This window comes from Wandonia sp., assembly GCF_984588085.1.
The window spans coordinates 1-14435 of sequence record NZ_CFIGVI010000026.1 but is presented as its reverse complement, the minus strand read 5'-3'; the positions used below and the strand labels follow the sequence as shown (position 1 = coordinate 14435).

Here is a 14435-nt window from a genome sequence, read left to right as displayed (position 1 = left end):
TTCCGTTAGAAAAAGTTTTTCCGGCTTCTTTGCCAGATTTTGATAAGTATAAATCCGGCAACACCTCCTCCGACATGTGCCAAATGGGCAATAGAGCTTCCTCCATTGGTAAAGCTCAGATATAATTCAATAGCCATATATCCGATTACAAGATACTTGGCACGAATTGGAATAGGAGGGAAAAGCAGCATTAATTGTGTATTTGGGAAAAGCATTCCAAAACCGACTAATAAACCGAATATAGCACCGGAAGCTCCTACCATTGGTGTCGCAGCAGACCGATAATAATCCGTTAAAAGAGGATTTACATATTCTCGCATTAAACCAGCTTTAGCATCAGCGATGATCTGTAAATCAATATCTAGCAATGTTTCTTGGGCATTTTGAAACGTATTCAAAATTTCCTGCTTGGTAAGATAAAGCTCATATGTTCCTAATCCTCCGTACAGTAAGTAGGCAGCAATGGCAGTAATTATGTAAAATATGAAATAACGCTTGGGACCCCAGACACGTTCAAGTTGAGAACCAAATACAACCAACGCGAACATATTAAAAAAGATATGCATAAAATTACCATGCATGAAAAAGTAGGTGACAATTTGATAAGGTTCAAAAAGAGGAGAGTTGAAGGTATGTACCCCTAACTCTTGTGTAAGATTGACTTGATTCTCAAATAGAATCGTGGCCAGAAACATCAATACATTGATGATAAGGATGTTTTTTGTGATGTGAGGAATATTCTGGAGCATAATTAAAAGTCGTTCGTTAATTCAAGTAAATCTATTGTTTTTAATACCCGCTTTCCATCTGGTGTAAAACCGGGTTCTTTCGTTTGAAATAATTGCTCAGTGAGATGTAGCATTTCCTCCCGTTGCATGGATTCTCCGTATCGGATAGCTGCAGATTTACTGAGTCGGAGCAATAACGTGTGCGCAAACTCTCCTGCATCAATGTCTTCTACGGATAATTTGTGAATCAGCTCATCGAGAAACTCATCCATATTTTCTTCGCGGATCATGTGCGGAACACCTGTGATGGAAATATGATTTTCTTTCCACTCCCAGTTAAACCCGATACGTTCGATCTGTTTGGCATGCGATTCCCAAAATGACTTTTCTGCGATATTCATATTCTTTTCGATAGGGAATAGCAACTGTTGAGAAGCAATGGGGTGAAGCATAAATTGTTCCATCAGTTCATCATACAGGATGCGGACATGTGCACGATGCTGATCGATAAGGAAAAAGCCGGTTTTTACCGGGCAAAGGATATATCTTTTCTGAAGTTGAATAAATTCTTTTGTATCCGGAGAAACGACAATTTTATCCTCCTCTTCAGTTTCTTCTTTCGGATTTTCATCCGGATTAGGATCAAACTCCATACGTAAAGCTTCCATATCGCGACGCTCTGAAGTACTAACACCATAAGAAGCTTCCCAATCAGACTTGTTGGGTTGTAAAGCACTTTTCCTGGAGGCCGTCCCGGAAGAACTTCTTCCATTCCCCGTCCCGGTTGATGACGTGTCAAACGGGTTATAGTCGGGGTTAACCTGAATAGTGGGAATACGTATAGGTTCTCCCTTTTTAGGTTGGGAATGAGGAAAAGCCATTTCCTGTTCAAAATCCAGTGTAGGTGCAATATTGTATTTCCCTAATGCCTGTCGTACGGAACTTTTGAGTATAGCATAAATAGAACGATCCTCTTCAAATTTAATTTCTGTTTTGGTAGGATGTACATTGACATCAATAGAAGATGGTTCTACATCGAAATACAGAAAATACGAAGGTTGATGATCTTTAGGGATCAGATTTTCAAAAGCAGATTTGATAGCGTGATGAAAATACCGATCTTTAAAAAAACGATTATTGACAAACAGATATTGTTCTCCGGTTGTCTTTCGAGCGAACTCCGGTTTGACAACAAACCCTGAAATCCCAACAATGTCCGTGAATTCTTCTACAGGTACCAACTTGTCGTTCATCGCCTTCCCAAATAAATCAACGATACGTTTTCTGAGATTTTGTGTAGCCGCTAATTTGTGTAGTTCCGAGCCATTGTGATAAAGTGAAAACCCAACTTCAGGATGCACAAGAGCAATCCGCATAAATTCTTCAACAATATGCCTGGTCTCTACCGGATCTGATTTTAAAAAATTTCGCCGGGCAGGGACATTGAAAAAGAGGTTTTTTACGGAGAAGCAACTTCCTTCGGGAACGAGTTCGGGTTCAACCGATTTTATTTCAGACCCTTCTACCGCTATTACGGTTCCTAATTCGCTGTCTTTTTGCTTGGTTTTTAGTTCGACATGGGCAATAGCAGCAATCGAAGCAAGTGCTTCACCCCGGAATCCTTTTGTTTTCAGAGCATATAGATCATCTGCCGAAGATACCTTACTCGTAGCATGTCTTTCAAACGCAAGATGTGTGTCATTTGGCGACATCCCACACCCATTGTCGATTACCTGAATAAGTGTCTTTCCAGCATCTTTAATAACCAGATCTACTTTTGTAGCACCGGCATCAATAGAGTTTTCAATTAATTCTTTTACCACAGAAGCCGGGCGTTGAATAACCTCTCCGGCAGCAATTTGATTCGCAATATGATCCGGTAACAGTTTGATTACATCACTCATGAATTACTCGGATTTAAGTTGTTCAATATAGTTTCCGCCAATATCCAAACCATTAAAGACCAGATAAATCAATCCGAGAATAATAGCCAGAATAATGACAAGGCGTATATTGGAATTTTTGATGTTTTGTTTGTAATCTGTTCCACGAACCCAATTATCACTGATGCGGTCGCGTAATTCAGATAAGCGAACTTCCCGATTTGCTGCTGTATCCGAACTTTCTTTTTCATATTTTTCTATACGAGCGCGCAATTTTTCCTTCCTTTCGTCGTAATAACGAGGGGCATAATCATATCTTCGGTGACCGTTAACCTTCATGAAGGAAAAATTCTTAAAAATCATAATCTATCGTTTATCCCTTAGGGTTCGTACTACAAATTTAATGAACTTGGAGGGGAATAAAAATTCCTTTCACGATGAAATGTGCACAATTTTTGTACCAATTGGGGTAAAGTGCCAAATAGGCAGTGTATTTTTAAAGTCAAATTTGAAAGGATGATGAAGAGAAGAGGTGTTTTTTTAGGATTTACAGGCGTGATCGTCATAACTTTTCTTATACAATCATTACTGTCATTTTCAATCTCTTCAGGTAGAGAAGCAGCCAATGAGAAAGGGCCTGATTTTCTCAGAAGTGGAGAATATTGGGCAGATAGCATCCTGAAGACAATGACGCTCAGGGATAAGGTAGCCCAGTTTTTTATGGTTGCAGCCTGGTCTTCGGGCGAAAAACAAAATAGACAGGAAATCGACCAATGGATCAAAAACCAGCATATTGGAGGAATTATTTTCTTTCAGGGAGATACGCAAAAACAAAAAGAATTAACAGAACACTATCAGTCCATCTCGAAAGTTCCCTTATTAATAGGAATGGATGCTGAATGGGGACCTGCAATGCGACTATCAGATGCAGAAAGGTATCCATACCAATTAACATTAGGTGCAACGAACAACGATACACTCGTGCATGATGCGGGATACTGGATCGGACGGGAATGTGCAGATCTTGGAGTACATATTAATTTTGCTCCTGTTGCAGATGTAAATGTGAACCCGGGAAATCCGGTGATCAGTTACCGTTCATTTGGAGAAAACCCCAGGGAAGTTGCTGAAAATGTGTTAAACTTTTCAGAGGGAATGGAAAAAGGAGGTGTAATGGCTTGTGTTAAGCATTTTCCCGGTCATGGAGATACAGAAACGGATTCGCATTACGAACTCCCGGTTGTGAATCATACAGTAAAGCAATTTCAGGCAATTGATTTTGTTCCGTTCCAGCGTGCGATCAACGGAGGAGTAGCTGCAGTTATGATAGCTCACCTCAATGTTCCTGCATTGGATTCAACCGGAATCCCTTCCAGTTTGTCTGAAAAAGTGATTAAAGGTTGGTTGCGGGATAGTTTGAAGTTTGATGGATTGGTAATTTCTGATGCTTTGAATATGAAAGGTGTCGCAGATCGGTTTGGAAAAGAAGAAGTCGTCCTTCGTGCCTTTTTGGCAGGAAATGATATTTTGTTGTTTCCGGAGAGTGTTGATGCAGCGATTGATGCTATTCTGGTAGCTGTAGAGGATAATAAAATAACAGAGAGTGAGATAGATGATAGGTGTAAGAAAGTACTTAAAGCTAAGTATTGGGCACTCCAACAGCAAAAGAAACGAACAGCAATTACAACAAAAGATCTTCTGAAAGTTGAGTATTTGAAAAGAGCTGTGGCAAAATCTGCTGTCACAGTTATCCGAAATGAAGATAGTTGTATTCCTGTTCTTGACTTTACCAAAAAAACCGGAATTGTTGTTGTAGGGAAAAAAGAGGACGTAGCAGAAAATCGATTACTGGATTATCTCGATGCCAAGGTTTTTTATTTTTCGGATTATTCTCCTGAACGAATGGGAGAAGTACTTTTTGAATATGATCGAGTGATCCACGTGTATATCGCTTCTACCAATCGTCCCGCAGCAGGTTTTGGTTTGCCGGAAGGATGGGATGTTTACCAGCATGGACTTAACCCGGATCGTGAGCATATAGGTGTTTTCGTAGGAAATCCGTATGCGATTACAAAAAAGGAAGCTTTCGATATTTTTGACGGGTTGGTAGTGACATATGAAAATTCGCCGGTTATTCAGGATGTTGCAATTCAGGGGATAATGGGAGCCATAGGTCTGAAAGGACGACTTCCCGTTACCATAGACCAACGTTTTCGAAGAGAAACATCTTTCCGGACAGGAGGTGGAAAAAGAATGTCATTTGTTCTCCCGGAAGAAGTAGGAATAGACAGAGTAGATCTTTCAAAAATTGATTCCATTGCGATAGCAGGAATGGACGAAGGAGCCTATCCGGGATGCCAGATCATCGTTGCGCTGGAAGGGAAAGTAATCTATCGTAAGAATTTCGGACATTATACCTATTCGAATAAAAAAGAGGTGTCGGATCGAACAGTTTATGATTTGGCATCTATAACAAAGGTAGCGGCTACTACGCTTACTCTGATGGATCTGAAAGGGAAAGGGTTGTTTGATTTGGATGCTACACTTGGAGATTATCTGCCGGATATTGTTGGGGGAACAGTGTATGCTAATCTTCAAATGAGAGATATGCTAACCCATCAGGCAGGACTAACTCCATGGATTCCTTTTTATACAAAGACATTAAAGGAGGGGAACTGGAAGCAGGAAATTTATTCTTCTACACCTAAAGAAGGATATGCCACACAAGTTGCTGAGGGCTTATATATTTTAGATAGTTATCAGGATAGTATTTTTGCCAGAATACTGGAGACTCCGTTGAGAAGAAGTAAGGGGTACAGATATTCAGATGTGGGGTATTATTTTTTGAAGGAGATTATTCGTCGAAAAACAGGCGTTACAATCGATCAATATGTCCGGGATCATTTTTACACCCCAATGGGAATGTCTGCCATGACCTATCACCCTCTCCGTAAAATGGATGGAAAAATGATTACACCTACAGAGAACGATAAAATTTTCAGAAAACAGATGATCCGGGGATATGTGCATGATCAGGGGGCGGCAATGCAGGGTGGTGTTGGTGGTCATGCGGGATTATTCTCGAATGCTATGGATGTAACCAAGTTAATGCAAATGTTTCTGGATAGTGGAAGATTTGCTGGTAAACAATTGCTTGAAACACAAGTCATAAATGAGTTTACAAGTTGTCCGAATTGTTCGACAAACAGAAGAGGGATAGGTTTTGACAAACCGGTTCGCAGTTTGTCCGGTGGACCGACATGTGAATTGGTTTCATTGGATAGTTATGGTCATACTGGTTTTACAGGTACAATGGCATGGGCTGATCCTAAATATGGAGTTAATTATGTCTTTTTATCAAACCGGGTATATCCGGATGCTGAAAACAAGAAATTACTAAGTTTGTCAACACGAACAGAAATACAACGCGTCATATACGAAGCATTGAAAAAAAAGAAAAAATACATTTTCACAAACGAACAATAACAGAATGAAAATAGGAATGGTTTTATACCCGACATACGGAGGTTCCGGGGTTGTGGGGACGGAGTTGGGGATTGCTTTGGCAGCAAAAGGTCATGAGGTGCATTTTATAACCTATTCCCAACCTGTTCGCCTGGATGGGTTGACAGAGAATATATTTTATCACGAAGTAAGCGTAAGTAACTACCCACTTTTTGAATACCAACCGTATGAAACCGTATTGGCTTCGAAATTGGTGGATGTAGTAAAATTTGAAAATCTGGATTTATTGCACGTACATTATGCAATTCCGCATGCGTCAGCTGCCTATATGGCACAACAAATTCTGAAGTCGGAAGGGGTTGATATCCCGTTTATAACTACTTTGCACGGTACAGATATAACCTTGGTGGGAAAAGACGCTTCTTTTGCTCCGGTTATTCGGTTTTGTATTGAGCATTCAAATGCTGTGACGGCTGTTTCTGAAAGTTTGAAACAAGATACTATCCGTCACTTTAATACATCACGGGAAATTGAAGTGATTCCAAACTTTATTTGTCCGGATGAATACCAGATTCCGCGTGATATGGAGATGCGTAGAAAATATGCGAAGGATGAAGAACCGATTCTTTGTCACATCTCTAATTTCCGAAAAGTGAAGAGGGTAGAAGATGTGGTGCGCATATTTAAAAAAGTGAATGATCAGATTCCTAGTAAGCTGCTGCTGGTGGGAGACGGACCAGAACGTTATAATGTTGAGATGTTGTGCCGGGAATTAGGAACTTGTGACCGTGTGATTATGCTGGGGAAATTGCAGGTGACACATAAACCGCTTCGGATTTCAGATCTATTCCTGTTACCATCGCAAACAGAAAGTTTTGGCTTGGCGGCGTTAGAGGCTATGGCAGCAGGTGTACCGGTGGTTTCTTCTGATACAGGAGGAATTCCTGAAGTTAATATACATGGAGAAACCGGATTCCTTGCTGATGTAGGGGATGTTGACGCTATGGCTGCTTATGCAATTGAGATTTTGAAAGATAAAGAGAATCATAAAAAGTTTGTCGGTAATGCGCTCAAACGCGCTGAGTACTTTTCCATCAGAAATATTCTTCCCATGTACGAATCTTTATATACAAGTGTCTTGAAAAAACAGCAATAATTTGATTAATAGGGGATTGGTTTAGGTCTAACAATTATTTGAACAAGTTTAACGTTGGGTTAATACGCTGATAGTATTCTTTGCCGTAATTTGTCTAGAAAATTGGTGATGTCCTCCTTGATGGTTCGCAATCGCGTTCGCTGAAACCATTACCGGTTAATTATGGATGCACAATAATTAAAATTCAGATAAACGTGCATCATAAAATGTGTGTTATGAAAGTTTTTGCATTCATTGCGGCTTTTTTATTTGTTAGTTTTTTTGGGTTTGGACAAGGAAACTGTGTAGAGGAAACGTTTACAAGTAATACTGCTCCAAGTGGATCTTACGGCGCTGGAAGTTACACAGGTGATTCAGGTTCAAGTTGGGAGTATTCTGAAGCTCGGAGTGTAACTTCAGGTCATAATATCACGGGTACATCATTAGGTTTTGGTTCTAGTGGATCAAGGTACGTTTCTACAACCTCAAATGGAGGTGTAGGAAGTATTACTTTTAGTATTCGTTCATATTTTACAGGAGGTGGTGCTGCAGATCGTACTATAGAAGTACGGGTAGCGGGTATTTCACAAGGTAGTTTTACGTTAACATCGATGGGTGTCACTGAAACACACACGATACCTAATATTAATGTTTCAGGAGTTGTATTAGTCGAGTTTAGATCGGTTGGTTCACGACAAATTGTTTTAGATGATGTTTCTTGGACGTGCTATTCAAATACGACTCCTGGTAATACGATAGATGTAAGCTCTATTTCATCTGCACCATTTACAGTAAACTGTACTACGGCAGCATCAGCATCAGGTACAGTAAACTTTACGTCCACAGGTACATTTGGAGGTACGAATGTGTATACAGTTCAGCTGTCTGATGCAACCGGAGATTTCTCTGCACCAACGAATATTGGTTCACTTTCCTCAACAGCAAATACAGGAACCATTTCGGTTACAATTCCCGAAAGTACAGCAAGTGGTACGGGATATCTTGTTCGGGTTGTTTCTTCAGATCCTGTGGTGGAAGGAAATGTAGTAAGTTCACCTTTTGAAATCATTCAGGATGAGCCTTGCTCTGCTAGCGGTACACCTTGTGTAGAGGAAACTTTTTCAAATATTCCTGCCAATGCATCGAGTTATGGAACAAGAATCTGGACAGGGGATAACGGGTATCAGTTTACAGCAACCGATGCCAGAACAGACCAGTCTATAAATGGGAGATGTATTTTAGTGAGAAATGGTTCGTTGTCAGCAACCGGAATTCCAAATGGAATTGGTTCATTAACCATAACAACAGAACGAATATTTGGGTCTAGCGGGAGTGGAAATCTTACGATTACGATAAATGGTATTAATGTAGGTACTGTTCCTTATGACGGAACGGTACAAACGACAACGATTTCGGGCATTAATATCACCGGAACGTTCGATATTGAAATCATCACACCGGGAAATGGTGATCGTATTGGTATAGATGATTTATCATGGACTTGTTTTGCGACTTCCAATACAATAGATGTAAACTCAATCTCTTCTGTACCATTTACAGTAAATTGTGCGACAACAACAAGTGCTACGGGTACTATAAATTACACTTCTACAGGAACATTTCATGTAACAAACGTCTATACGGTTCAACTGTCAGACGCTTCCGGCGGATTTTCTGATCCGATTGTAATTGGTTCATTAACTTCGGATGCCAATTCCGGAACCATTTCGATTACAATTCCTGAAGATGTCGCAAGTGGAACAGGGTATTTGGTGCGAATAGTTTCTTCAAATCCTTATTTGGAAGGAAATGCACTGGGAACGGCATTTGAAATCATTCAGGAAGAACCCTGTGCTGGTGGTTTACCTAATTGCTCTGTTCCTGTTTGGTTTGAAGATTTTGAGTCGTATACAAATGGGGAGGCAAATCCGGCTAGTTTGAAATGGACCACAACTGCGGGGAACTGTGATGGAGAAGGTGCTCCCGGAGCTGAAAATGGAAATTATTGGGGAGTAGAAGATGGTGAGTTCAGAGTGAACGATATTGAAGGTATAACCTGTTGCTCAGGAGCAGAAGGAGAGAGCGATAATGTCTTTTTAACTGAGAGTATTGATATCTCCGGGATAACAGAACTGTCACTTTTTATCTCAAGTAGAGTAGCAGGTAATGTAGAGTGTGCTTCTTGTGGTTCAGGAGGAGATTACTTTGATGCTCAGTACAGTATTGATGGAGGTACATGGGTTTCTTTTAGTACAATTTGTGGTGCATCCTCCAGCTATACTCAATCAGACTGTATAGACGCATCGTTAGGTTCCAGTTTACAAATCCGAATTATAGTTGGTAATCAGGCGAATGATGAAAATTATTACTTTGATGATATTTACGTTTGTCCGGTTTCCTGCGAGGTAATATTACCTGTATCTCTTGTGGATTACTACGCAACACCTTTTGAGAGGGAAGTTGAATTAAACTGGGTGACAGAAAGTGAACTCAATAATGAATCGTTTACTATTCTTCATTCGACGGACGGGTATCAGTTTCAGGAAATAGCTGAAATTGACGGAGCGGGAACTTCTTCACAACGAAATAAGTACAGCTATATACATAAACGTCCGTCTAACGGAATCAATTATTACAAATTACGTTCAAAGGATTATGACGGAACAGCTTACAATAAGGGTATTGTATCGGCTCTTGTTGAAACAAACGGATTAATGTATGATGAATTGTTAGGAGTAGCCTTGTTTGAAGTAGCATCGGATTTTACGGTATATTCTCTGGAAGGTAAATTGGTTGGAGAATACGCCAATACAAATGAAGTACCATTAGCGATACCAGGTTTATTTTTTATTTATGATACCAAACAAGGAGTGAGCTATAAAGTAGTGGTTCCTTAATGTTAAAGCAGATTATTGCAGCTACTAATTGATTTCTTTTAGCTAAGAACGATCATAAAAAAACGGGTTAACATTGTTAACCCGTTTTCGTTTTTTATTTAATGTTGTTCAGCGTAGATTTTATCTACAAGGTGTGCATATTTTTCCAGTATTGCTTTTCGTTTGAATTTAAGAGTAGGAGTTAGCTCTCCTGTTTCTACCGTCATTTCCATCGGAAGTAATTCGAACTTTTTAATTTGTTCAAAACGACCAAAATCTGTATTGAAAAGAGAAATTTCTTTATCTATACGCTCTATAACCTCCGGTGATTTAATCAACTCTTCGTTGGTTGCCCCAACTTGAATGTTTTTCCTTCTTGCCCATTCCCGGACAAAATCGTAAGAAGGTACAACAAGAGCAGCAGGGTGTTTTCTATTTTCACCGATAACCATAATCTGTTCGATAAATCGCGAAGCTTTAAACTTATTCTCCATAACCTGAGGAGCAATATATTTACCTCCGGAAGTTTTGAAAATTTCTTTTTTGCGATCGGTAATCTTAAGGAACTTATTATTTACCATTTCACCAATATCTCCGGTGTGGAACCAGCCATCCGGGTCAATTGCTTCACGGGTTTTTTCTTCGTTTTTGTAATACCCCATCATAACGCTTGGTGCTTTTACAAGAATTTCTCCGTCATCTGCGATTTTAACCTCAACATTATGTAAAAGAGGTCCGACAGAACCAAACATAACTCCCCGTTGCAAACAATTTACACTAACAACGGGAGATGTCTCTGTCAATCCATAACCTTCCAGAATTGGAATTTGTGCAGCATGGAATATTCGAGCTAATCGGGGTTGAAGAGCAGCGCTACCAGATGCTATTGCGTGTACATTTCCACCTAATGCTTCTTGCCATTTTTTGAAAATTAACTTTCGGGCTAACCATAGTTTAATAGAATACCAGAAAGATTTACCTTCCAGTTCAAATTCTTCAGCCACTTCAACCGCCCAGAAAAATAGTTTTCTTTTAATCCCCGTTAGCTCTTCTCCTTTAGCTATGATTTTATCATATACTTTCTCAATTAGTCTCGGTACAGCGGTGAATATGTGGGGTTGAACCTCGCGTATATTATCTCCTATCGTATCCAAAGATTCTGCATAATAAATGGAAGTACCGATGTACATATACAAATAATGAAGCATTCGTTCGTATACATGACATGCGGGAAGAAAGGTAAGTGCTCTGCAATTGGAATCTGCCGGAATTCGAGGTATACACCCTTCAACATTTGACAGAATATTTCTGTGCGAAAGCATGACCCCTTTTGGCTGTCCTGTAGTCCCTGAGGTATAAATCATAGTTGCCAGGTCTTCGTATTCAATGACATCCATTCTTTTTTGAACCTCTTCATCGGCTACCGAATCGGCTAATTTTTCCAATTCCGAAAGATTGGGATTGGAACTGATTAAATCAAAGGAGTAAATATGTTTCAGAAAACTAAGCTCTTCCTGTAGAGGATTAATTTTATCCGCAATTTCCTGATTACCGACGAAACAAACCTTTATTTCTGCGTTAGTAAAAATAAATTTGTAGTCAGAAGTTGAAATATTGGGGTAAATAGGAACGTTAATTGCTCCGACCTGTTGAATAGCAATGTCCAATAAATTCCATTCAACCCGATTGGGGGAAACCAATGCGACTCTGTCTCCGGCCTGAACCCCCAATGCAATCAGGGCGCGTGAGATACGTCTGGATTTGTCAATAAAGTCCTGAATAGATGTGGGAATCCACTTACCATCAATTTTCATTGTAAAAGCATCACTCTTCGGATATTTCTGTAACTGATAGTAGGGGATATCAAAAAGCCTTTTTGGTTCTTCCATAATAGCAAAGTTTTGCCCTTAATTTAGTAAAAAATACGCTCAGAAGCCTTTTTGTAAAGGATATTTCAAAAAAAAATAAAAAAGTTTTACCCCTTAATGTATTGTAAATGTTGTATTTTGTATGAAATTGTATAAAAATATATTTAGGGGTGTAACTTTAGGACGGTCCAAATTGTTTTAGGGTTGTAACAGGAAGAAGTTGACAAGAAAAGAGTACAATAAAACGGTGGATATGTATTCCGGAAGGCTTTTCGGGTATGTATTAAAGTGTCTCCAGAATTCGGAAGACGCAAGTGATATTGTACAGGATGTTTTTGAACGACTTTGGAATCACCGTAAAAATGTTGAAGTAGAGAAAGCCAAAACCTGGCTGTATACTACGGCTCATAATGCATTGATAAACTTCGCCAAAAAGAAGGCAAGAATGGATTTGTACGGTGATAATCTTCCTGAACGCTCGCAGGAAACGGAGAGTAGGTTTGAGATGAAAGAGATTGTGGATCTGGTTATAGATACCTTACCACCACTCCAGAAATCAATCCTTTTGCTTCGTGATCTGGAAGGGTATCATTACGATGAGATAGGAGAAATGTTATCTATTTCTGATTCTCAGGTGAAAGTATATCTGTTCCGTGCGAGAAGAAAAATGAAGCAACAATTGAAGGAATTTACCGTTTTATATGATGTCTCCGAACAAGGCTAATATTGATCAGTGGCTGTTTGACTATTTTGAGGGAAACCTTGATGCCGGACAGGAGGAAATGCTTGAGCAATTCCTAATGGATCATCCTGAGTATGATGCAGACATGGAAGCCTGGGGAGGTGCAAGAGCCGTTTCCGGAGTAGATACTTACCAGAATAGTGAACGACTTAAAAGACGTGTTGCTATAGTGCCTTTGTTTACAAGGTGGGCAGCCGTTTTCATTCTACTACTTTCATTTGGGGCCGGATTATACTATGTTAATCATCTCAAGTCTGATGTGAAATATTACTTCGTTCCTCTTTCAGATGCATACTTTTCAAATGATTCAGGATTATCACTGGTCTCAGTAGATCAGAAAGAGGAAGAAGTAAGTGAAGTTGAGCAAGACCGTGAAGGGCAATACCTTTTGGTGGAACATTCTGAAAACACTTCGGAAGTCAATAACTCGATGAGTACAAATAATATGGAGGCTGCTACTACTAGCCGATTTGATAATTATGCGGGCTCATCAGCTCCGGTTGCTGAGCCTGTCATAATTAACTCCTTAGAATTAGATGAGGTGCCGGATCAGATAGCTGCAACTTTGAAAGAGCCTCCCGTTCAAATAATAGTGAATAAGGATGCTAGTGAAGAGTCTGCAGTTCATGAAAAAGAAAATACAAAATCCAAAGGTGGTGCTTTTAAGGATTTCTCCCGTTCTGTGAAACGAATTATTCATTCTGAAATTGGCTTGATTAATTTAAGAGATCCTAATTATCTGTTGCCGGGAAGTATTGCAAATGATATAAACTTCGGTCATACGGGATCATTATTAGCAACGAGAGTTTATTCCAATACGATTCTTCAGTGGCCCGGAAGAACCGGACAGACAGTGTCTATGCAGGCTGGTTTTGATACATATGCCAGTAGTTTAGGTGGTGGAATAGGTGTACAAATGAATTACTCTAATTATGAGGCCGGGATGTTCGAATCTTACGAAGGAGCAATTACATATTCACCAAAATTTAAATTGAGCAAAAATATAGTGCTGGAGCCTGCTCTTCGTTTTAAAATGGGAACCCGTTCTTTAAATCCGGATAGAATTGTACCGGGAGCAGAGGTAGAATGGGAAAGAGGTAACAGAACAACCCTATTTCCTGATGGAGAAAAGCCGAATGGTGAACGTGTTTTTTATAGGGATATGGGGTTAGGGATTCTGTTAAATACAAAATGGGCATATGTTGGAGTGAATGTAGATAATATCCTTCGACATGCTAATCCGATTTATGTTAATCCCGGAGTAGAGGGAGACAATAGAGCAAAGTTGAACTTTACAGCTACAGCCGGAACAGATTATGAATCCTTTAATAAAAAGACTTCGCTGTCGACTTATTTGTTGTACAGAAACTACGGCGATGTAAATGAAGGGTGGTTAGGAATGAATTACCGTTATCGATTTATGACTGTTGGAGCAGCGATTTCAACAAATGCAGATCCTGTTGCGTCTATTGGTTTATCGTTTGATCGTTTTCGATTGGTTTATTTTGCCGATTATTCAAAAAATTCACTTAAAGGAAAAAGAATGCTGAGTCACCAGCTTAGTTTGCGATTTACTTCGAAACCAAATAAAAACAGCCGAAAACTAATGTACTAAACTAAAAAAGAAAATGAAGAAGTTATTAGCCATATTGTTTATTAGTGCAGGAATCTTTTCCGGGTATTCGCAAGACCCCATATTTACACAATTCTATGCAAATCCTTTGTATCTGAATCCTGC

General features: G+C 39.5%; 9 protein-coding genes. 5 read left to right on the top strand and 4 right to left on the bottom strand.

Annotated elements, in window-relative coordinates:
* Nucleotides 1–5 precede the first annotated feature (5 nt).
* From AC4PL9_RS10450 to AC4PL9_RS10440, 3 genes are read right to left on the bottom strand one after another with little or no spacing between them, the layout of a single operon-like run.
* Nucleotides 6–749 carry a rhomboid family intramembrane serine protease gene (locus AC4PL9_RS10450; protein ID WP_491604697.1) on the bottom strand — a complete coding sequence of 248 codons (744 nt, stop codon included), beginning with the start codon at nt 747–749 and terminating at the stop codon, nt 6–8.
* A 2-nt stretch (nt 750–751) separates the two neighbouring features.
* Nucleotides 752–2632 carry a DNA mismatch repair endonuclease MutL gene (mutL, locus tag AC4PL9_RS10445; protein ID WP_491604696.1) on the bottom strand — a complete coding sequence of 627 codons (1881 nt, stop codon included), beginning with the start codon at nt 2630–2632 and terminating at the stop codon, nt 752–754.
* Between the two features lie 3 nt (nt 2633–2635).
* Nucleotides 2636–2974, bottom strand: a complete 339-nt coding sequence (locus AC4PL9_RS10440; protein ID WP_491604695.1) for a hypothetical protein — start codon at nt 2972–2974, stop codon at nt 2636–2638.
* A gap of 153 nt (nt 2975–3127) precedes the next feature.
* Between AC4PL9_RS10440 and AC4PL9_RS10435 the strand changes: the two genes are divergently transcribed.
* The 3 genes from AC4PL9_RS10435 to AC4PL9_RS10425 all read left to right on the top strand — a co-directional run bounded on the left by AC4PL9_RS10435 (nt 3128) and on the right by AC4PL9_RS10425 (nt 10108).
* Nucleotides 3128–6097, top strand: coding sequence for a serine hydrolase domain-containing protein (locus AC4PL9_RS10435; RefSeq protein ID WP_491604694.1), 2970 nt, complete (start codon nt 3128–3130; stop codon nt 6095–6097).
* Nucleotides 6098–6101: 4 nt separating this feature from the next.
* Nucleotides 6102–7232 (top strand): N-acetyl-alpha-D-glucosaminyl L-malate synthase BshA, encoded by a 1131-nt coding sequence (bshA, locus tag AC4PL9_RS10430; protein ID WP_491604693.1) that lies wholly within the window; start codon nt 6102–6104, stop codon nt 7230–7232.
* A gap of 215 nt (nt 7233–7447) precedes the next feature.
* Nucleotides 7448–10108 (top strand): autotransporter outer membrane beta-barrel domain-containing protein, encoded by a 2661-nt coding sequence (locus AC4PL9_RS10425; protein WP_491604692.1) that lies wholly within the window; start codon nt 7448–7450, stop codon nt 10106–10108.
* A 98-nt stretch (nt 10109–10206) separates the two neighbouring features.
* Here the strand turns inward: AC4PL9_RS10425 and AC4PL9_RS10420 are convergent, their stop codons facing one another.
* Nucleotides 10207–11976, bottom strand: coding sequence for an AMP-dependent synthetase/ligase (locus AC4PL9_RS10420; RefSeq protein WP_491604691.1), 1770 nt, complete (start codon nt 11974–11976; stop codon nt 10207–10209).
* Between the two features lie 199 nt (nt 11977–12175).
* Between AC4PL9_RS10420 and AC4PL9_RS10415 the strand changes: the two genes are divergently transcribed.
* On the top strand, nt 12176–12679 hold the full coding sequence (locus AC4PL9_RS10415) for an RNA polymerase sigma factor (RefSeq protein ID WP_491604690.1): 504 nt from the start codon (nt 12176–12178) through the stop codon (nt 12677–12679).
* The gene (locus tag AC4PL9_RS10410; protein ID WP_491604689.1) at nt 12657–14312 is read left to right on the top strand and encodes a type IX secretion system membrane protein PorP/SprF; all 1656 of its coding nucleotides are present in this window, start codon (nt 12657–12659) and stop codon (nt 14310–14312) included. Before AC4PL9_RS10415 ends, AC4PL9_RS10410 begins: the two co-directional genes overlap by 23 nt.
* Nucleotides 14313–14435 lie beyond the last annotated feature (123 nt).